Source organism: Streptomyces sp. LN549, from assembly GCF_043203805.1.
GTDB lineage: Bacteria > Actinomycetota > Actinomycetes > Streptomycetales > Streptomycetaceae > Streptomyces.
This window is the reverse complement of sequence record NZ_JAZHRI010000002.1, coordinates 4,757,027-4,776,821: the sequence shown is the minus strand read 5'-3', so window position 1 is coordinate 4,776,821 and position 19,795 is coordinate 4,757,027. Positions and strand designations below refer to the sequence as shown.

The 19,795-nt window shown below is 71.4% G+C and carries 21 protein-coding genes; 12 read left to right on the top strand and 9 right to left on the bottom strand.

The annotated features are described in order from the left end of the window. Positions 1-127 precede the first annotated feature (127 nt). Positions 128-835 (top strand): N-acyl homoserine lactonase family protein, encoded by a 708-nt coding sequence (locus SH922_RS21575; protein WP_393059531.1) that lies wholly within the window; start codon positions 128-130, stop codon positions 833-835. Between the two features lie 192 nt (positions 836-1,027). After that, a complete protein-coding gene (locus SH922_RS21570; RefSeq protein ID WP_393059530.1) occupies positions 1,028-1,381 on the top strand; it encodes a DUF4333 domain-containing protein in 354 nt (117 codons plus the stop codon). Between the two features lie 4 nt (positions 1,382-1,385). Here SH922_RS21570 and SH922_RS21565 read toward each other — a convergent pair whose 3' ends face one another. Next, positions 1,386-2,504 carry a serine hydrolase domain-containing protein gene (locus SH922_RS21565; RefSeq protein WP_393059529.1) on the bottom strand — a complete coding sequence of 373 codons (1,119 nt, stop codon included), beginning with the start codon at positions 2,502-2,504 and terminating at the stop codon, positions 1,386-1,388. Positions 2,505-2,699: 195 nt separating this feature from the next. Here SH922_RS21565 and SH922_RS21560 point away from each other — a divergent pair, with 195 nt between their 5' ends. Then, positions 2,700-3,377: a TetR/AcrR family transcriptional regulator gene (locus tag SH922_RS21560; RefSeq protein ID WP_393059528.1), complete on the top strand. Its 678-nt coding sequence runs from the start codon at positions 2,700-2,702 to the stop codon at positions 3,375-3,377. A gap of 16 nt (positions 3,378-3,393) precedes the next feature. Here the strand turns inward: SH922_RS21560 and SH922_RS21555 are convergent, their stop codons facing one another. After that, the gene (locus SH922_RS21555) at positions 3,394-4,341 is read right to left on the bottom strand and encodes a GlxA family transcriptional regulator (RefSeq protein ID WP_393059527.1); all 948 of its coding nucleotides are present in this window, start codon (positions 4,339-4,341) and stop codon (positions 3,394-3,396) included. 120 nt (positions 4,342-4,461) lie between these two features. On the opposite strand from SH922_RS21555, the gene SH922_RS21550 reads away from it, so the two are divergent. Further along, positions 4,462-5,493 carry a saccharopine dehydrogenase family protein gene (locus SH922_RS21550; protein WP_393059526.1) on the top strand — a complete coding sequence of 344 codons (1,032 nt, stop codon included), beginning with the start codon at positions 4,462-4,464 and terminating at the stop codon, positions 5,491-5,493. Positions 5,494-5,530: 37 nt separating this feature from the next. Next, positions 5,531-5,950 (top strand): hypothetical protein, encoded by a 420-nt coding sequence (locus SH922_RS21545; protein ID WP_393059525.1) that lies wholly within the window; start codon positions 5,531-5,533, stop codon positions 5,948-5,950. A gap of 16 nt (positions 5,951-5,966) precedes the next feature. Here the strand turns inward: SH922_RS21545 and SH922_RS21540 are convergent, their stop codons facing one another. From SH922_RS21540 to SH922_RS21530, 3 genes are all read right to left on the bottom strand, one after another. Beyond that, complete coding sequence (locus tag SH922_RS21540; protein ID WP_393059524.1) at positions 5,967-7,412, bottom strand: amidase; 1,446 nt, start codon at positions 7,410-7,412, stop codon at positions 5,967-5,969. Then, entirely contained in the window at positions 7,409-8,812 is a 1,404-nt protein-coding gene (locus tag SH922_RS21535) for an MFS transporter (protein ID WP_393059523.1), read from the bottom strand. Before SH922_RS21535 ends, SH922_RS21540 begins: the two co-directional genes overlap by 4 nt. A 113-nt stretch (positions 8,813-8,925) precedes the next feature. Next, positions 8,926-10,116 carry a CaiB/BaiF CoA transferase family protein gene (locus tag SH922_RS21530; RefSeq protein ID WP_393059522.1) on the bottom strand — a complete coding sequence of 397 codons (1,191 nt, stop codon included), beginning with the start codon at positions 10,114-10,116 and terminating at the stop codon, positions 8,926-8,928. Positions 10,117-10,298: 182 nt separating this feature from the next. Between SH922_RS21530 and SH922_RS21525 the strand changes: the two genes are divergently transcribed. Together SH922_RS21525 and SH922_RS21520 are read left to right on the top strand one after the other, a co-directional pair. Next, positions 10,299-10,970, top strand: a complete 672-nt coding sequence (locus SH922_RS21525) for a helix-turn-helix domain-containing protein (protein ID WP_393059521.1) — start codon at positions 10,299-10,301, stop codon at positions 10,968-10,970. A gap of 124 nt (positions 10,971-11,094) precedes the next feature. Further along, positions 11,095-11,631 carry a sigma-70 family RNA polymerase sigma factor gene (locus SH922_RS21520; RefSeq protein ID WP_393059520.1) on the top strand — a complete coding sequence of 179 codons (537 nt, stop codon included), beginning with the start codon at positions 11,095-11,097 and terminating at the stop codon, positions 11,629-11,631. 3 nt (positions 11,632-11,634) lie between these two features. On the opposite strand, the gene SH922_RS21515 is transcribed toward SH922_RS21520, so the two are convergent. Next, a complete protein-coding gene (locus SH922_RS21515; RefSeq protein ID WP_393059519.1) occupies positions 11,635-13,032 on the bottom strand; it encodes an MFS transporter in 1,398 nt (465 codons plus the stop codon). A gap of 203 nt (positions 13,033-13,235) precedes the next feature. Here SH922_RS21515 and SH922_RS21510 point away from each other — a divergent pair, with 203 nt between their 5' ends. The 5 genes from SH922_RS21510 to SH922_RS21490 all read left to right on the top strand — a co-directional run bounded on the left by SH922_RS21510 (position 13,236) and on the right by SH922_RS21490 (position 16,947). After that, on the top strand, positions 13,236-13,583 hold the full coding sequence (locus SH922_RS21510; RefSeq protein WP_393059518.1) for a hypothetical protein: 348 nt from the start codon (positions 13,236-13,238) through the stop codon (positions 13,581-13,583). An 83-nt stretch (positions 13,584-13,666) separates the two neighbouring features. Continuing rightward, positions 13,667-14,155 (top strand): MarR family winged helix-turn-helix transcriptional regulator, encoded by a 489-nt coding sequence (locus tag SH922_RS21505; protein ID WP_393059517.1) that lies wholly within the window; start codon positions 13,667-13,669, stop codon positions 14,153-14,155. Positions 14,156-14,295: 140 nt separating this feature from the next. Continuing rightward, positions 14,296-15,753, top strand: coding sequence for a DHA2 family efflux MFS transporter permease subunit (locus SH922_RS21500; RefSeq protein ID WP_393059516.1), 1,458 nt, complete (start codon positions 14,296-14,298; stop codon positions 15,751-15,753). 59 nt (positions 15,754-15,812) lie between these two features. Then, positions 15,813-16,364: a pyridoxamine 5'-phosphate oxidase family protein gene (locus SH922_RS21495; protein ID WP_393059515.1), complete on the top strand. Its 552-nt coding sequence runs from the start codon at positions 15,813-15,815 to the stop codon at positions 16,362-16,364. Positions 16,365-16,428: 64 nt separating this feature from the next. After that, the gene (locus SH922_RS21490) at positions 16,429-16,947 is read left to right on the top strand and encodes a DUF2199 domain-containing protein (protein WP_393059514.1); all 519 of its coding nucleotides are present in this window, start codon (positions 16,429-16,431) and stop codon (positions 16,945-16,947) included. 10 nt (positions 16,948-16,957) lie between these two features. Here SH922_RS21490 and SH922_RS21485 read toward each other — a convergent pair whose 3' ends face one another. The 3 genes from SH922_RS21485 to SH922_RS21475 all read right to left on the bottom strand — a co-directional run bounded on the left by SH922_RS21485 (position 16,958) and on the right by SH922_RS21475 (position 19,691). Continuing rightward, positions 16,958-17,659 (bottom strand): TetR family transcriptional regulator, encoded by a 702-nt coding sequence (locus SH922_RS21485; RefSeq protein WP_393059513.1) that lies wholly within the window; start codon positions 17,657-17,659, stop codon positions 16,958-16,960. A 79-nt stretch (positions 17,660-17,738) separates the two neighbouring features. Beyond that, positions 17,739-18,503 (bottom strand): TetR/AcrR family transcriptional regulator, encoded by a 765-nt coding sequence (locus tag SH922_RS21480; protein WP_393063648.1) that lies wholly within the window; start codon positions 18,501-18,503, stop codon positions 17,739-17,741. Between the two features lie 126 nt (positions 18,504-18,629). Continuing rightward, entirely contained in the window at positions 18,630-19,691 is a 1,062-nt protein-coding gene (locus tag SH922_RS21475; RefSeq protein WP_393059512.1) for a phosphotransferase, read from the bottom strand. Between the last annotated feature and the right edge of the window lie 104 nt (positions 19,692-19,795).

Here is a 19,795-nt window from a genome sequence, read left to right as displayed (position 1 = left end):
ATCACCACGTGCAGATCCGAGGCGGCGAGGGCGGGTTCGGGGCTTTCCACGTCGCAGCACCATGCCTGAGGGAACAGCTCTGGCCGAAGCCTCTCAATGCCGGAACCTTCTCCGCCAGGATGGCCGCATGGGGAACAACATTCCGGTGCGCCGACTCGACCTGGGGTACTTCATCCGGCCTGCATCGGAGACGGGCGGCCCACAGCCACGGGTCGAACCTGTCCTTGCCTACCTGGTGCAGCACGACAAGGGGTTGATCCTCTTCGATACCGGCATCGGCAACGCGGACCCGGAAACCGAAGCGCACTACCGCCCCCGCCGGCGAGCGTTGCAGGACGCCCTGGCAGCGTCCGGAGTCGTCCTTGACGACATCTCCATGGTCGTGAACTGTCACCTGCACTTCGACCACTGCGGCGGGAACCCCCTCCTGAGGGGCAAGCCCATCCTGGTTCAGGACGTCGAACTGGCCACCGCTCGCCGGGGCAACCACACCTTCGCCGAACTGATCGACTTCCCCGGCGCCATCTACGAGGAAGTAGCCGGCGAAACCGAGGTCCGGCCGGGAATCTGGATCATTCCGACGCCTGGGCACACCGAAGGACATCAGTCACTGGTCCTCCGACAGGGCGACGGCACAGTGGTCCTCGCCGGCCAGGCGCACGACTTCGCTTCCCAGTTCGCGTCCGAACAACTGGCCCGCCACGCGGCTCTCCATGGCGTGCAGCAGCCGCTTCCTCCCTATCAGCGCTGGCTGGACCGACTCGCCGACTTCGACCCACGACGCGTGCTCTTCGCCCACGACTGTTCGGTCTGGGAACCGCCGCAGACCGCCTGAGCTCTGCGCGGCGACGAGGTGGTCCGGGCCCCCATTCGCAGGATGGCCTCAGCCCTCGACACGTCCCAGCACCATTGCCTCCCCATCAGCTGGATGCCCGCTGCCCCGTACCCGGCTGTGCGCATGTGCCTGACGCACGGGCAGTAGGCTTCCGGCCACCTCCCGTATCGCCCATCCGCAATGGAGCACACCATGGTCATAACCCGCGCGTCCGCAGCGATCTGGAGCCTCTCGGCCGTCGCAGCGGGCGTACTGCTCACCGGCTGCTCGGGCTCCGTCAGCGTCGGTAACTCGGAGCCGAAGCTGTCCAAGGACAAGCTGGGCGCCACCGTCGCCAAGAAGCTCGCCGCCACGACCGGCCAGCCGACGCCGGACGTCACGTGCCCCGAGGACCTCGTCGGGAAGGTCGGCACCACCACCCGTTGCACGCTCACGGCAGGTGACGGCAGCACCCTGGGTGTGTCGGTGACCGTCACCTCCGTCGTCGACAAGCAGATCAACTTCGACATCAAGGCCGACGACACGGTCACCCCGGCTGCGAAATGACGGGTCAGCCGTACATCGCCACCTGGTAGAAGGCCGCAAGCGCACCGTCGATGGGGTGCGGCTGCGGCCGGCCTGCGGAGTCGAGCCCGTTCCACCTCTGCATGTTCACCGCGACCGCCATCTGCCGCCGGCCGTCGGCACGGGTCATCGCCAGCGCGCCGCCGCCCCAGACCGTGCCGCCGTGCCCCCAGAAGGTGCCCTGACCGGGGCCTTCCATCGGGTGCAGGCCCAGGCCGTACTCGATCACCCTTCCCTCCTGGGAGACGACCGGGACGGTGCGCCGCATCTCCTCCAGAGACGACGGGCGGACGATCTTCCCTGCAAGCAGCGCGGCGTAGAACCGGTTGAGGTCCGCCACGGTCGATGTCAGCGAGGCCGACGGGCCCACCCATGACATGTCGTAGACGCTGTAGTCGCGCGGCGGGTCGATCATGCCGAACCACGACTCGTAGAGCTGCGAGTGCGGTCCGTCGATGTGCGTTCCGGTGGGGAGTCCGGTGTCCCGGAGCCCGGCGCGCTCGATGACATTGCGGGTGATGCAACGCTCGGCCGTGGTGCCGGTCGCCTGCTCCAGGAGTTGGACGAGGAGCAGGTAGTTGGTGTTGGAGTAGACCCCAGGCGCGCCGCCCGGGGTGCCGACGGGGGGCGCGCTGACCCCCATCCCGATCAGGTCGACGGGGTCGAACCGCGTGAACCGGTGGTCGTCCAGGCTCTGGGGACTGGTTTCCGCAAGGACGGGAAACGCCTTGAGGGACGGGTAGGCGTAGGGGAGGTACTCGGCGAGTCCGCTGGTGTGGTTGAGCAGCATCCGGACCGTGATCGCGTCACCGCGCTCCCCGGGAACCAGCTCCGGGAGGTACCGGCCGACCGGTGTGTCGAGACCGATCCGGCCGCTCTCGACCTGCTGCAGGACCGCGGCGGCGGTGAAGGTCTTGGTGATGCTGCCGACGCGGTGCCGCATGTCGGCGGTGACGGGACGGCCGGTGGAGACATCGGCGACCCCGGCGGCGCCGCGCCAGACCTGGTCGCCGTCGCGCACCTCGGCGAACAGGCCAGGCATCCCGGCGCGATGGACGTGCTCGATGGCCGCGTTCAGCGCGGCGGAATCCAGTGGGTTCTTCACGTCATGCGTCCTTCCGTATTCCCCGGGGTGAGCTCCACATCGGACGCCGACCCGGGACAACAGGGCACGAGCGGCATGCCGGTCCGCCTCTCCGAGGCCGTCCGGCACACCCATGTCCTCATTATGCACGCGGTGCGTGCAACACCAAGTGCATGCGTTAGGCTGAGATCCGGGAAGAGGGACGAGAGGAGCGAAATGGCAGGCCGAAGGCGTTGGTCGACCGACGAGATCCTGGACGCGGCGGCGGAGCTGCTGCGCACGAGCGACGCGGATTCGTTCAGCGTGCGCAAGCTGGCCGCGGCCCTCGGGACCGATTCCTCCAGCCTCTACCGGCACTTCCGCAGCAAGACCGAACTGCTGCGCGCGGTCGCCGACCGGATCCTCCTGGCCGCGATGGACGGCTACCGCGCCGAGGGCGACTGGAAGCAGCGCATCACGGCCCTGGCCCTGCGCCTGCGGGAGGCCTTCGGCCGCCAGCCGCAACTCGCTGCGGTCTGGGGGCGTTACGCGTCGAGCGGCACCGGTTCCCGCATGGTCATGGAGGAGGTGCTGCAGGCGCTCCGCGCGTCGGGGCTGCCCGACGAGGAGATCCCCGTGCGCTACCACCGGATCGCGGTCCTCATCGCGGCACTGATCGCTTCCGAGGCCGGGGGCAGCACGGTCGGCCCGGAAGAGCATGAACAGGGCATGGAACTGTTCCGCGTGGCCGTCCTGGGCGCCGATCCCGAACGCTTCCCGGCACTGGCCCACTTCGCCCGCGACGTGCGCCCCCTCGGGGCGGACCGCCGCGCCGCCTTCGAGGAGCTCCTCGGCGCCCAACTCGGCCAGATCGAGAGCGTGATCCGCTCGGGCCGGACAGCGTCGTCGGCTTGACCGGAGCCCGGACCGGTCAGGCGGGCCGCGCGCCGCGGAACGCGCGCCGGTAGCTGTCGGGCGGGACGCCGACGATCTTCTTGAACTGGCGCCGCAACGTCGTGGCGGTCCCCATGCCGGTGGCCCGGGCGACCGCCTCGATGCTCTCGTCCGTGGCCTCCAGCAGCTCCTGGGCGCGGCGTACGCGCTGGATCAGGAGCCACTGGATCGGCGTCTGCCCGATCACCGACCGGAACTGCCGTCCGAGGTGACGCGGGCTCGTGTTCGCCTTCCGCGCCATGTCGGTCACGGACAGCGGCTGGTCCAGTCGCTGCTGGACCCAGGCGAGCAGCTGGGCGAGCGCGTGGTCGCCCGAGGCCTGCACCGGCGTGGACACGAACTGCGCCTGGCCGCCCGGCCGGTGGGGCTGCATGACGAGGCGGCGGGCCACCGAGTTGGCGACGGCCGCACCGTGGTCGAGGTGGATCAGGTGCAGGCAGAGGTCCACGGCGGCGGCCTTGCCCGCGGACGTGAGCACGCTGCCGTTGTCGGTGTACAGGACGTCCGGGTCGACCTCGGCCAGCGGATGGCGGGCGCTCAGCTCGGCGGCGTGGGCCCAGTGGGTGGTGGCCCGCCGGCCGTCCAGCAGGCCCGCGGCACCGAGCACGAACGCCCCGGTGCACAGCGAGGCGACCCGCGCACCCGCCTCGTGCGCCGCACGCACCGCATCGACCAGCTCCGCCGGCGGTGGTACGTCGACGTCGACGCACGCCGGCACGATCACGGTGTCGGCGGCCGCCACCCTGTCCAGCCCCTGATCCGGCTCGACCTTGAACGGGCCGACCTGCACCGGACCCGGCCCGCAGAGCAGTACGTCGTACCAGCCCTCCGTCGCCTCGCGCGGCGGGTTGCCGAAGATCTCGTACGCCACCGCCAGTTCGAAGTGCAGCAGGTCACCGGCGGCCAGCAGAGCGACAGTTGGCATGTCCGAAAGTGTACGCATGCTGTCGGTCCGGACCCTCACGATCGCGTACCGCACGCAACGAGACTGGACACCTCAAGACACCGAGAACACAGCGAATCACCAGGTCGAGAGCGGGGAACCATGAGTACAGCGGCTGCGGTAGTGGTCTACGGGGCCACCGGGCACACCGGTCGATTCATCGTCGCCGAGCTGCGGCGGCGCGGCTTCACCCCGGTCGTCTCCGGCCGGAACGCGGCCCGCCTGGAGGCGCTGGCGGCCGAGTGGGGCGATGTGGAGGTGCGGCCGGCCGGCGTGGACGACGCGGGCGCGCTGGACCGGGCACTCGCCGGTGCGGCGGCCGTCATCAACTGCGCCGGCCCCTTCGCGGTGACCGGCGGCCCGGTCGTCGAGGCGGCCCTGCGGGCGGGGATCGGGTACGTCGACGTCGCGGCGGAGATCGAGGCGAACGTCGCGATGTTCGCCGACCACACGGAGGCGGCCCTGAGGTCGGGCACCCCGGTGGTGCCGGCGATGGCCTTCTACGGCGGTCTCGGCGACCTGCTGGTCACCGCGGCGATGGGCGAGTGGACGGCCGCGGACTCGGTGGACGTGGCGTACGGACTGAGCAGTTGGCGTCCGACGGCGGGCACCCGGGAGGCGGGGCAGGTGTCCCACGACCGCCGCGGGGGCCGCCGGGTGCGGTTCGCGGACGGCGCGCTGCGCTACCACGACGACGAGGTGTCGCAGGAGGAGTGGCTCTTCCCCGAACCGCTGGGGCGGCGCGCGGTGATCGCGGAGTTCACCATGGCCGATGTCGTCACCGTCCCCAGCCACGTGAAGGTTCCCGAGGTCCGCACCCACATGTCCGTCGAGGCGGCGGGCGACCTGGCCGGGCAGGACACTCCGGCACCTGAGGCGGTCGACGCGCTGGGGCGCTCGGACCAGACGTTCGTCGTCGACGTCCTGGTCCGAGCGGACGGCGTCGAGCGCCGCGCCACGGCGCGCGGCCAGGACATCTACGCGGTCACCGCCCCCCTGGCGGTGGAGGCCGTCGAGCGCATCCTGACCGGCCGCACGCGGACCACGGGCGTGGCCTCGGCCGGGGCGATGTTCGACGCGGCGGACTTCCTCCGCTCGCTGGCCCCGTACGTGACGGTCGAGCTTCCGGCCTGACCTCGCCCCACGTTGCCGCCTGGCAGGATCGCCTCCCATGACTGCCGATTCCTGGAGCACGCACGGCCTCGACCTCGGACCCGACACGGTGACCAAGAGGTTCCGTACCGGCTTCCGCGAGCAGAGCGAGCGCGAATGGCGGGCGCTCACGCTCCTCGATGTCCATGCGCCCGGACTCGCCCCCACGCCCCGGCACGCGGATCTCGCGGCCGACGAGTCGACCGTGGTGATGTCGCGGCTGCCGGGCGGGCCGCTCCGGGGGCAGCGGCTCGATGACCGGCAGCTCGACGCCCTGGCGTCGGCGGTGAGCGAGGTGTACGGGGCGGTGCCCGCCCACGTACTGGACGAGGTGCCCGTCCGACCGGGGCACCGGCAGTACCTGACCGGCCGGATCCGGGCCTGGGCGCCGCCGGCCCGTCCCCGGGTCGGTCCCGAGGTGGGCCGGCTGCTTCTGTGAGACCAGGCGGCCGGGGTCAGGCCGCACCTGCCCCAGAGGAGCGCGCCGACGCCGCGGTGAACTCCGGCGGGTGCAGCGGCCCGTAGGCGCTTTCCACGAACAGGGCTGCGGTCAGGGCGAGTTCGTCGCGGCGGGGTGGAGCGACAAGCTGGACCGCACACGGGAGCCCGTCCAGGGCCAGGCCTGCCGGGACGGTGACGGCCGGGTGGCCGGTGTCGTTGAAGACCGAGGTGTACGAGATCGGGACAGTGCGCTCACGTGCCATCGTCTCGATGTCCGGCCCCGTTGCCGGCCAGGCCGTCGTCGGCACGGTCGGCAGGAGCAACAGGTCGTACCGGCCGAAGAGTTCGGCCGTCCAGTGGTCGAGTCGTGAACGGTGCCTCCAGTAGGCGGCCATGTCGGCCGGGGTGACGGTGCCGGCATCGTCCAGGAGGCCGGCGAACCACGGCTCGAAATCGCCTGGCCGGGCGGTGAAGTCGTCCAGGACGGAGATCAGCCGGCGGTACGCGAGGATCTTCTGGCGCAGCAGGAACGGCGCCGGGAAGTCCGCAGCCCCGGGCAGCACGGCCTCCTCGTCGCGTACGTCGTGGCCCTGTGCCCGAAGCAGCTCCGCCGTCCGCTCGACGGCGCTCAGCATCTCGGGCCGGGGTGCGGCCACGCCGAGCGTGCGCAGCACCCCGATGCGCAGCGGGGACAGCGGCCGGCCGAGGCTCTCCACGTACGAGATAACCGGTGCCGACAGCGCGTCGGGGTCGGCGGGGTGATGGCCCGCGGCGACGTCGAGGTGGAGTGCGGTGTCCCGGACGGTCCTGGCCATGCCGCTGAGGCACCCGTGCTGCGTCCAGCACCGCTTGTCCTGCGGTATACGGCCCCGGCTCGGCTTGAGGCCGACGATCCCGCAGAGTGCGGCGGGGATGCGGGTGGAGCCGCCGCCGTCTCCCCCGGTGCCGAGCGCGACCAGTCCGGCGGCCACGGCGGCAGCCGCACCGCCGCTGGAGCCACCCGGGGTCCGCTCCGGGTTCCACGGGTTGCGCGTGATGCCGAAGACGTCGTTCGCGGTGTGCACGGCAGCGCCGAGCGGCGGCAGATTGGTCTTCCCGATCACCAGGGCACCGGCGGCGCGCAGCCGGGCGACGTGGATGCCGTCGGAGGTGGCCGGCGGCTTGTCGCGGTAGGCGCTGCTGCCGTGGGTCGTGCGGAAGCCAGTGACGTCCTCGTTGTCCTTGACGAGGACCGGGAGTCCAGCAAGCGGGCCGGGGTCCTCGCCCCGGGCGATCCGCGCGGTGACGGCGGCGGCCTCGGCGAGCGCCCGCTCGGGGTCGAGCGCCACGACGGAGTTGAGAGTGCGGTCAGCCGTCTCGATCCGGTCGAGCGTGTGGCGCATGAGCTCTTCGGGTGACAGTGCGCGGCGTCGTACGAGCGCGGTCAGTTCGGTCGCGGAGGCGAAGGAAAGATCGGTCATGAGAGCGCGGGCTCCTCTGCGGTACGGAATCGGTCGGGATGGTCGGGGTGTTCGGCGGCATCCAGGCTCACGCCGGTGGTACGCGGGCCGAAGAGGACGGCGACGCAGCCTCCGGCGATGCTCAGGACTGCGAGGAAGACGAAGACTGCGGTGTACCCCAGCCCGCCGTAGATCGCGGCGACGAGCATCGGGGCGGCGAAGTTGAAGATCCGGGACAGGGCGTTGGCGGTACCGGAGCCGAGAGCGCGGATGCGGGTGGGGAAGATCTCGGCCGAGTACACCTGGAGGAACGGCACGGCCATCTGGAAGAGCAGGCTGACCAGGCAGCCCAGTACCAGCACGGCGGCCGGGTCCCGGACCAGGCCGAAGAGGAGCAGTGTGACGGCAGACAGAGCGCCGAGGACGAGCTGTGTCCGGCGCCGGTCCCACCGGTCGATGACCGGCACGGCGACGAGTGCGCCCACGGGTGCGGCCGTGGCGAGTACGGCGGAGAGCAGCAGGGTGTCCGAGAGATCGAGCCCGTTCTCCGAAAGGAGCGTGGGCGTCCACGTGTTGTAGGCGGAGTACGCGAGCAGCCCCGTCACCCACATCGTCGACACGACAAGGAACCGGCGCCGGTTCGCGCCCTTCATCAGGTCGGACAGTCCGGGACGGTCCGGCACAGCAGCAGGGGCGGCCGGCACGGGGCGTACCGCCGCCGCGGGCGGCTGGACCCCGCACTGCCGCTCGATCTCCCGTACGACCTCCTCGGCCCGGGCCAGTTCGCCGCGCGAAGCGAGCCAGCGGGGGCTTTCGGGGACCCAGCGGCGGATCATCCAGGCGAAGACGACACCGACCAGGCCGAGACCGAGGACGAGCCGCCAGCCCCACGTCCATTGGGGTACGAGGAAGTAGCCCGCCCACGCGGCGATCGGGATGCCGAGGGAGCCCACCGCGACCTTGTAGGTCTGGAGGCGGCCCCGGGCGGCGGCCGGGACGAATTCGGTGAGGGAGACGATGGCGACGACCGCCATCCCCTGCGACCCGAAGTACGCGACGGTACGGGCCACGGCCAGCTGGCCCGGCGTCTGCACGACGATGCAGAACGCGGTGGCCACGCAGTAGACGCTGACGCAGACGAGCATGGTGCGGCGGCGGCCGATGCGGTCGGCGAAGTAGCCGCCGAGGATTCCTCCGGCGAAGGCGCCGAGCTGGCCGACGCCCGCCACGACGGCGAGGGCCGACAGCGACAGGTCCCACTGCTCGCGCAGGGCGGGGGCAACGAAAGCGAAGGCGTACGTCTCCACCCATTCGAAGAGGATCATCCCGGCCAGGGCGAGGACGAGTCTGCGATGGAACGAACTGAGCGGGAGCCGGTCGAGCCGGTTCCCGAACGCTGCGGCTTCGGCGGTGGCTGACATGAGGTGCGTGACCTCCCGGGCAGGGGGGACGGGTACGGGGTGAAAGACGGGTGCAGACCGGGCCGGCTGCGACTTCGGGTACGGCTACGGGCTCCTGTGCAGCGGGACCGGGTTCAGATCACGCCGTCGGCGTCGAGCGCCGCGTAGTCCTCGGCGTCGAGCCCGAGGAGCCCCTGGTAGATCTCGGCGTTGTGCGCGCCGAGCGCCGGGCCCGTCGTGCGGATCGATCCTGGGGTCCGCGACATCCGGGGAAGCGGTGCCACCATGGGCAGTTCGCCGAATTCCGGGTCGTCGACGGTGACGAGCGTGCCCCGCTCGCGGTAGTGCGGATCGACGGCGATGTCCGCGATGCTCATCAGCGGGGAGGCGGGGATGTCGGCGTCGCTGAGCAGCTTCGTGACGTCGTCCGCGGTGTGCGTGGCGACCCAGTCGGCGATCGCCGCGTACAAGCCTTCGGCATGCTCGGCACGGGCCGCCCGGGTGGCGTATCGGAGCTCCTCCGCCAGCTCCGGGGTGCCCATGAGCGCCGCGAGCCGCCGGAAGAGCGGGTCGGTTCCGGCGTGGAGCGAGACCCGGCGCCCGTCGGAGGTGGTGAAGTCACTGGCCGGAACGATCTGCGGGTTGCGGTTGCCCAGCCGCTCGCGGATCCGGCCCGTGGTCGCGTACGAGGTCAGCGCGTCCTCCGAGGAGCGGAAACCGGCCTCGTACAGCGCGAGGTCGATGACCTGGCCGCCGCCGCCCCGGGTATCGCGGTGGTAGAGCGCGGTGACGACGGAGAAGGCGCCGAGGTAGGCGGCCATGTAGTCGATCGTGGAGTAGCCGCTGCGCACGGGCGGCCGGTCCGGGTCCCCGGTGACATGGGTCAGGCCGGCGAAGGCGCTCGCGATCCGGTCGAAGGAACCGCGGTCACTGTAGGGGCCGGTCAGCCCATACCCCGTCACGTACACGAGCACCGCGTCCGGGGCGAGCGCGCTCAGGGTGTCGGGGTCCAGGCCCCAGGCGCGCAGGGTGGGCGGGCGGAAGTTGGTGATCACGACGTCGAAGTGCGGGATGAGGTCCCGCACCAGGTTCCGGCCGCGCTCCGTGCGCAGGTCCAGCGTCACGGACTTCTTGTTCCGAGCCTCCTGGGCCCAGTACGGAGAGCGGCCGCCGGTGGCCGTACCGCGGGTGAAGTCGCCGCGGGCCGGTTCCTCGATCTTGACCACCTCCGCACCGAAGTCGCCGAGGAAAGTGGCCGTGACCGGCGCGGCGAGAACCGTGGAGAGGTCGAGGACGCGTATGCCCGCCAGAGGGAGTGTGGCCATGGGTACCCCTTCGCAATGATCCACTGATGCGCCGACGCACCGGCGTATTGATGCACCGGCACATCTAATTCACGTTCCGTTATTAACGAAGCGTTGTTAGTGGGACCATAAGCTGGCCACTCGAGCGCGGCAAGGGATGCGACGCAAAAGAAGACGAAGTGCGGGACGGGCGGGAACACGGCATGACAGACGGGGACGGCAGCGTGACGGACGGGGACAGCGGCGTGGCGGGCACAGGTGCGGGCAGACCACGACGCCGCAGGCGCACCCGCGAGGAGACCGAGGCGGACCTGCTGGCCGCCGCCCGTCGGCTGATGCAGCGGGACGGGGTGCTCGCCGGAGTCAATCTGCGGGAGATCGCCACGGAGGCGGGGGTCAACCACGGGCAGATCTACCAGTACTTCGGCACCCGCCAGGCCCTGCTCCGCGCCTCCGTCGCCGACCTCGTGGAGCGCCAGACCGCCGACCGGGACGACCACTGGGAACTACCCTTCGCCGAACGGCGGCAGGCGATGTTCCGCCATCGGCTGGAGGAACCCGAACTCGTGAAACTGGAGGCGCTGTTGGCGCTGGACGGCGACGTCGGCTTCAGCCCGCTGCCGAGGTTCACACAGACCCGGCAGAGCCTGGAACGGGACCAGGAGCGGGGGGCGCTTCCCGCGGACGCGGACGCGGTGGCCGCCCATGTGATGACGGCCGCCGCACAGATGGGGTACGTCATCTTCCGCGAGACGTACGCCCGCGACACCGGGATCCCGCTGGAGGAGCTCGACGAGCGTGCGTCCCGGGCCTTCGCCCGCATGGTGGCCGGCCTCGCGGCGGAACAGTCGACGGATCAGCCACCGAAGGGCTGACGGTCAGAACCTCCCGCCCCGGGGGCGCCCCAGCCCGGCGCTCACACCAGGAACGCCGCCACGGCCTCCGCGAACCGGTCCGCGTCGTCGACCCGAGGAGCAGGCCGAGCGGATGCTCGCCGGGATGAACGACGTCATCCGGGCCGGCGAGGAGATGCGCCGGCTCCGTGCCGAGATGGTCAAGGTGTTCATCGGCTTCGGCTGGACCCAGGACCGCATCGCCCGGCTCACCGAGATGAGTCAGCCGGCCGTGTCCAAGCAGGTGACGAAGTACCGGGACGCCGATCCCGCACCCCCGATGGACCTCTCCCTCGGCCAGCACGACGCGCCGTGGCTCGAAGGGCGTCTGTGGGGCCTCGCCGAGGACCTCTCCGAGACGTACGCCGAAACCGCCCGCTGCACCCGCTGCGTCGGCGCGCTCGCCCGGGGTAAGAAGCGCTTCACTCCCGAGAACGTCGACGAACTGCGCCGGCTCGTCGAGGAGGACCTGCGGCTGCATGCCGCAGAACTGCCCGACGGCCACCGGAGGGCGTACGACGAGGTCAGCCGCGGCCTCGACGTGCCGTCCCGGCCGGATGCCTCGCCGACCGGGACGGCCTCCGTGCGCCGCGCCCTGGCCCACCGGATCCAGCGCGACCGGCTGAAGGGTGGGACCGCCTGAGGCTCAGGCGCTGCGGGCGCGGACGGCGAGGCTCGCCGCCAGGACGCTGGGCACGAGGAGCAGGCCGAAGGCGGCGGCGTACCCCGGAAGGTCGGCGGAGCCGAAGCCCAGGAAGAGGTTGAACACGGCGGAGGCCACGCCCATCACCGCCATCTGGCCCAGGTTCTGACTGGTCTGCATCGCACTGCTGGCGTACCCCTGCCGGCCCTGCGGGCTGTGCGTGAGCGAGAGCAGGGTGAGCGAAGGGGCGACCATGCCCATGCCGACGGCTGCGAGGACCATGGCCCCGGCGGCGGTCAGGGCGGGCAGCGCGGGCAACGTCCCCACCGCGGCGACCGCCACCGCCGCCCCCATCACCAGGGCACCGGCGGTGACCAGCCCGTGGCGGGAGACGCGCCCCTGGAGACGGCCCTGCAGCCAGGAGGAACCCGCCCAGGCGATGGCGGCCCCGGTGAAGGCCAGTCCGGTCTGTACGGGCGGCACCCGCCGGGCGGTGGTCAGCAGCAGGGGCACGAAGGCCTCCAGGGTGAAGTACGCCCCCGACGTCAGACCGCGCAGCAGCACGGCGGCGGGCAGTCCGCGCGCGGCCCGCCAGGTGCCCGGCGGCAGCAGCCTCGGCACGAACACCACCAGCAGGGCGAGCCCCGCCGCACCGCACAGCAGATGGCGTACGTCCCAGCCCGAGACGGCGTACTGCCCCAGCGCCGCACCCACGCTCACGGCCGCCGCGACCAGCAGCGTGGGCCGCGGTGTCCGGTCCTCCACCGCATCGGACTCCGGCTTCGAGGGCGCCCGCCAGGAGGGGCTGCGCAGCATGACGACCACGACCAGCGACGGGATCACGGTCAGGGCGGCCAGGCCGTAGAACACGACGCGCCAGGACCACCAGTCGGCCACGAGGCCCGCCAGCGGCGGTCCGGTCAGTGACGGGATGATCCAGCAGGTGCTCATCAACGCCAGGGCCTTCGCCCGCAGTCGGTCCGGGTAGGCATGGGCGATGGCGGTGTTGATGGCCACCGCGATCATCCCGGCCGCCACCCCGTCCAGGAAGCGCCCGACCGCCAGCTGCCAGATGGAGGTGCTGGTGGCCGACACCACCAGGGTGACCACCGCCAGCACCACACCCGCCGCCAGCGGGCGGCCCGCCCCGGCACGGTCCGCCCAGTCACCGCCCAGCACCCCGCCGAACAGACTGGCGGCGACGAAGCAGCCCGCCACGAGCGGGTAGAGCGGCACCCCGTCCAGGTCGCGGGCGGCCACCGGCAGCATGGGGACGACGGCGAGCGCGGCGAACCCGGTCAGGAACATCACCGCGGCGAAGCTGATCGTGGCGGCGGCGTACTTCCGCGAGAACAGTCGCTCCTCGGCGGCCGCCGGCCGCGCCGGCGCCTGGCCGGTCATCGCCGCCCACCCGGCGCTGCCTCGTCATCTGCGTTGCCGCAGAGGGCAGATGGGGTATCAGCGATGCCGCGGACGGCATGGGCATACCCGTGGACGAGCGCTTTCGGATCATGGGTCACGGGCGTCCAAACTAGGCGGGCCGCACAACGGCCCGCCACTGGATTTCGCGCCGCCCCGAAGCTGTCGGCCGTACCCTCGGCTGCATGGATGAGCTGTTGCCGTTCCTGGTGTTCGCCGGCGCCCTCGCAGCGGTCATGGGCTCCTTCGCCTGGCTGGCCGCGCGGGTCCGCAGGCGCGGCGTCGCCGGTTCCGCGATGCGTGCCGCGATGGCTTCGTACGACGAGGCGTTCCGGGTGACGGCCCATGACTCGTACTACGAGATCCAGGCGCAGGTGGAACGGCAGGTGCCGATGACCTCCCCCGACGATCCGTGGCGGCCGGAGCGCGATCGGGCTGCCGGCCGGCCGGGGACGGGGAGTGTGCGGACGAGGACGCGCGGACCCCGGCGCCCGCTGCACGGCCTGCGCCGGTGGTGGGGGCGCGGGCGCTGAACCCGCGCCGGAGCCTGCAGGAGCAGAGAAAGCAGTCTCCTTGCGGACGATCCGCCACAGATCGAATTGTTACGCTCGTGGACATGACCGCCATGGCGCCCACTCGCACCGCACCGGACCTCTCGTACCTCCTGGACCACACCAGTCACGTCCTGCGGACCCAGATGTCGGCAGCACTCGCCGAGATCGGGCTCACCGCACGCATGCACTGCGTGCTGGTCCACGCCCTGGAGGAGGAGCGCACCCAGATCCAGCTCGCCGAGATCGGCGACATGGACAAGACCACGATGGTGGTGACGGTGGACGCCCTGGAGAGCGCGGGCCTCGCCGAGCGCCGGCCGTCCAGCCGGGACCGGCGGGCCCGGATCATCGCCGTCACCGAGAAGGGCGCCGCGCTCGCCACCCAGAGCCAGGAGATCGTCGACCGGGTGCACGAGTCGGCGCTGAGCAGCCTGCCCCGGACCGACCGGGAGACCCTCCTGCGCGCCCTGAACCAGCTGGCCGGCGAGCACCTGGCCACCCCGGCCGAGAACCCGCGCCCGGTGCGCCGGGCGCGCCAGAGCCAGAAGTAGACGCCACAGCAGCCACCACCGGGCCACAACACCCCACCACCCGGCCGCGAGATCCCCGAAAAATAGAACCGAAAGAAATAGTCTGCAACAAAACCATCTGCTACGTTCTCTCTTGTCGAACCCACCGACAGGAGAGCCCGATGTCTGCCACCGCACCCACCGCACCCACCCCCGCACCCCCCGCCACCCGCTCGCGCCGTCTCGCCCTCGGCGTGATCGCCACCGGCCTGCTGATGACCGTGCTCGACGGCTCGATCGTGACGGTGGCGATGCCCACCATCCAGAACGACCTCGGGTTCACACCCGCCGGCCTCAGCTGGGTGGTCAACGCCTACCTGATCGCCTTCGGCGGCCTGCTGCTGCTCTGCGGACGGCTCGGTGACCTCCTCGGACGCAAACGGATGTTCCTGGCCGGCACCGCGGTCTTCACCGCCGCCTCCGTACTGGCGGGGGCGGCCGGCTCACCCGCCCTCCTCATCACCGCCCGCTTCCTCCAGGGCGCCGGCAGTGCCATGGCCTCCGCGGTCGGCCTGGGCATCCTCGTCACCCTCTTCACCGAGAGCCGCGAACGGGCCCGGGCCATCGCCGTGTTCAGCTTCACCGGCGCGGCAGGGGCCTCGATCGGCCAGGTACTCGGCGGGGTCCTCACCGACGCCCTCGGCTGGCACTGGATCTTCTTCATCAACCTGCCGATCGGCCTCGCGGTGCTCCTCGTCGCGGTGCGCGTGCTGCCCGCCGACCGCGGACCCGGCATGGCGGCCGGGGCGGACGCCGTCGGCGCATTCCTGGTCACCGGGGGCGTGATGCTGGGCATCTACTCCGTCGTGGAGGTCGAGTCGTACGGATGGCTGTCGGCGCACACGATCGGCCTGGGCGCCCTCGCCCTGGTCCTGCTCGCCGCGTTCGTCGTCCGCCAGGCCACGGCCGCCACCCCGCTCCTGCCGCTGCGGATCCTCCGGTCGCGCAGCGTCGCGGGCGCCAACCTGGTCCAGATCCTCATGGTGGCCGCGCTGTTCTCGTTCCAGATCCTGGTCGCGCTGTATCTGCAGCGGGTCCTCGGTTACGGCGCCACCTCTACCGGGCTCGCCATGCTGCCCGCGGCCGCGGTCATCGGCGCGGTGTCGCTCGGGGTCTCAGCCCGGCTGAGCTCACGGTTCGGCGACCGCAACGTCCTGCTCCTGGGCCTGGTCCTGCTGATCGGGGTGCTCGGCCTTCTCACCCGGCTCCCCGTCCACGCGCACTACGCCACCGATCTGCTCCCGGTGATGTTCCTCGCCGCCGGATTCGGCCTCGCCCTCCCGGCGTTGACCACGCTCGGCATGTCGGGGGCGGGCGAGGAGGACGCCGGGCTCGCCTCCGGGCTGTTCAACACCACCCAGCAGATCGGCATGGCCATCGGTGTCGCCGTCCTGTCCACGCTGGCGGCCTCCCGTACGGACACCCTGCTCGCCGACGGCAGCAGCCGGGCCGAGGCGCTGACCGGCGGCTACCACCTGGCCTTCGCCGTCGGTTCCGGACTGCTCGCCACCGCCTTCCTCGTCGCACTCGCGGTGCTCAGGCGGCCGGACCGCGCGGCCGCCGTCGCGCACTCCGCCTGACCGGCGCCCCGGCCCATCACCCGCTCCGCCCCTCCCTCACCAGCCGAAGGACAGATCCCATGACCACCACGCCGCACCCCGCCGCCCCCGCCACCCCCGCCGAGAGCGAACAGCAGCCGGAATCCGCCCCCGACAGCGACACCGGCCCCGGCGCCGGCCCCGCCCCGCGCGTGCTCACCGAAGCGGAACTGTCCCGGCTGCTCGGCGAGCAGCAGTTCGGAGTCCTCGCAAGCGTGCGGAGCACCGGGCACCCCCACCTGACGACAGTGCTCTACTCCTGGGACGCGAAGGAGCGCGTGGTGCGCGTGTCCAGCACCGCCGACCGCCTCAAGCCGCGTCAGCTGCGCACCGATCCGCACGCCGCGCTGCACGTCAACGGCCCCGACGTGTTCTCGTTCGCGGTCGCCGAGGGCGAGGCGGAGGTGTCCCCTCCGGCTGCCGTGCCCGGTGACGCGGTCAGCCGTGAACTCCTGTCCCTGACACCAGGTTTCGAGGACCCGGCCGAGGAGGCGGCCTTCCTGGCACAGGTGGTCGCGGACCGGCGCGTGGTGATCCGGATCCGGGTCTCCCGGCTGTACGGAACGGCGCTGGACATCCCCGCCGCGGACTGATCCCGGGCGGCGGGGCCCCACCGGGGCCATGTGCGCGACAAGCGGAGGCTCTAGGATCCGGCCCATGGCTACCGACCCCGGCTACACCTGCTCCCGCTGCGGCGAACACCACACGGAACTCCCCATGGGGTACTCGACCATGGCACCCGACGTCTGGGACGCGAGCCTGGAGAGCGACCCCGACAGCATGCTCTCGACGGACCAGTGCATCGTCAGACACGAGCACTACTTCATCAAGGGCCTGATCGAGATACCCGTGATCGGCAGCCGGGAGCCGTTCTCGTGGGGTGTCTGGGTGTCCTTGAGCCGGGAGAACTTCGCCCGCGCCCTCGATGTGTGGGAGACCCCGGGCCGGGAGTCCGAGAAGCCGTACTTCGGCTGGCTCACCACCGAGTTGGGGCTCTACTCCCCCCGTACGACCAACCTCAAGACCAACGCGCACACCCGCCCGATCGGCCGCCGCCCGCTCATCGAGCTGGAGCCCACCGATCACCCGCTGGCCGTGGAGCAGCGCACCGGCATCACACTCGACCGGGTCCGGGAGATAGCCGAGGCGGTGCAGCACGCCGAGGACAGCCGATAGGGCGCGGGAATCAGCCCTCCAGCCCCGACCGCAGTTGTACGAAGCCCTGCTCGGCGGCCTCGACCGCGTCCCCGTAGACCTGGTCCGCGCTCCGGCCCTCGCTGATCCGCTGCCAGTTCTCCATGGCCAGGATGCGCAGGACCGCGATGATCTGACCCGCGGCCAGCCGGTCCGTCACCCTCTCGCCCAGGGCGCGGGCGAGAGCGGCCTCGGAGCGGCCCTGGTACGCGTAGAGCCGGGCCACCAGGGACGGCGTCCCGTACAACAGCCGGTGGAACGCCAGCACCTGCGGCACGTCGCACAGCCCCGTGACCGGGTCGCGCGCCTCCAGCCCGTCCAGGAAGTGACGCCTCAGCGCGTCCAACGGGGACTCCCCCTCCGCGCGGCCGGCGACCACCCGTGCGGACTCGTCCTCGTGATCGGCGAACCGGTGGAGGGCCAGGTCCTCCTTGGCGGGGAAGTAGCGGAACAGCGTCGGCTTGGAGATGTCCGCGGCGGCCGCGATCTCCGCCACCGAGACCTTGTCGAAGCCGCGCTCCAGGAACAACGAGATCGCGGCGTCGGAGACCGCCTGATACGTCAGCTGCTTCTTCCGCTCCCGCAGACTCATGGACGTACGGGGTGAGGCCGGCGCGGCCGCGTCCCCGCCCGTCGCCGCGTCCGTCGCATCGGCTGCCGTACGGGGGCCGGGCTTCTCTCCGCTCATGACCATGAAGCGTACGCCCAGAGGCTCGGCCGAACTGGACGCCCGACGCCGCACGCACCCGTACCGGAATGCTCTGCTCCGCCCTCTACGCGCGGGACCCGATCAGTACGCCGACCCCATCCAGCACCCGTTCGAGACCGAACGTGAACTCATGGTCGGGCCTGTCCGGCACCCGCATCCCCTGGGCCGCCATCAACCGGGAGAGCGCGGGATGACGCACGGGGTCCACCAGCCGGTTCACCGTACGGGCGTACCCCTCCACGACCTCCTCCACCGACGCGCCGCGGGACTCGACCACGGCGCGGAGATCGCCCATCAGCAGCGCCTCGTTCCGCACGAAACCACTGACCAGAAGGATGACGGACATCTCCTCACCCGCGTCAAGACCGGCGCCTGCGAGCGCCTGAAGGCCCTGCTCCCACCAGGCGACCGAGTTCGGGCTCGAGGGCGGTCCCGCGACGGGGATGCGCAGCATCCACAGGTTGGCGTGGAAGACCCGGCGCTGCGCCCGGGCCCACTGCGACAATGCCTCCCGCCAGCCGGCCTTCTCCTCCAGGGCGGGCAGCGGGGGCGGCGGGCCCAGGGCCGCCTCCTGCATGAGCACGTAGAGCTCGTCCTTGGCGGCCACGTACCGGTAGAGCGACATCGTGGAGACCCCGAGATCCTTGGCGACCCGCCCCATGGACACCCCGCCGAGCCCCTCGGACGCCGCCACCGCCACCGCGGCACCCACGATGCGCTCCAGACTCAGCCCGGGCTTGGGCCCCTTCACCGGCCGCGCCCGCAGCCCCCAGGCCGCCTCGATGCTGGCCGGCAGGCCCGTACCGCCCGGCGAACCGTTCCCTTGCAGCGTCACCTGAACCCGCCTTCCCTTGGCGGCCATCCTAGTTATGCGTGCTCTACACGCAGTAACAACTTCCTCGATCAGGGCAGGTGACGGCATGGAGCGCCCGCGATCGGGCTCTCGGGGTGCTGTTCAGGGGGCGGGCACGGTGCCGGTGGGCGGATGGTCTCGGAACCACCGCACATACGCCGCGATCACCTCGCGAACGCCGGGCTCGGCCGTCAACCCCAGGGGCTCGCGTGCGGCCCCGAGCGCTCCCTTGATCCGCCAGGCTAGCCGGGGCAACCGCTGCCAGTCCGGCCGGCCGTCGGACCCGCGCAGCGCCAGCGCGGCCCGGATCACGTCCGTGTACACCGATTGCGCCCGTTTGTATGCCAGCAGCACCGCAAGATCCGTGTCCCAGCCCTTGACGCACTCGGGACGCCGCTCCTCGACCGTCCGCCGCCAGTCCCTGCCGACCCTTTCGGCCTCTTTCTCGGAGTAACGCATCAGGTGAAGGTGCGTGGCAAGGTCGTAGAGAGGATCGCCGATCATGGCGAGTTCCCAGTCGATGGTCCACAGGTCGCCCGTGGCGTCGACGATGAAGTTGCGGCGGTGCAGATCTCCGTGGACGAGCGCGAAGGCACGTTCCGTCAGGGATTCGGCCTGCCGCGCCAGCCCGCCCAGCGCCCCGTCCCGCACCCCGAGGTCCTCGAACAGGGCGCGGTACGGGGCACCGTGCTCCCGGTACACCCGGTGTTCGGTGAAGCGGAGCAGCCGTTTGAGGAATCCGCAGGAGTCCCCGTTCAGCGGCAGATCGGCACCGTCGCACACCCGTTGCGCCGCGACGTCGCGCACGTCGAACGAGACCAACTCTCCGAAAAGGCCACCGAGCTGCCGGCGATGCCGCTCGGACAGAGCCTTGCTCGGCAGCACGCCCTGCCCCAGCGTGCGGCCCTCGATGAAGCCCTGGAGCAGAATCCCGCGCTCGACCTCGACGATCTCGGGAATGCGCGACACCCGCCCGGCCAGCGTCCGCAGCAGTTCCTCCTCCGAGGCGAAACACCGCCGGTCGAACCAGAGCAGGCCCCTGCGGGGCTCGCGGAGTTTGTAGCGTCCGGCGCGTCCGGGCAGCGAGATCACATAGGTCTCGTGGTGGTGACCCTTGAGCGGGCCCTCGATCGACTGATCGGCGGCGGACAGCCCGGCTTCCATGTATCGATGCCTTCGGTGGTACGGAGTCCTGCGGGGAGACTACTGGCGCCGCCGCCCGATACGGGCCGTGTCACGGCGAAGTCACCCGGATTTAAAGAACCATG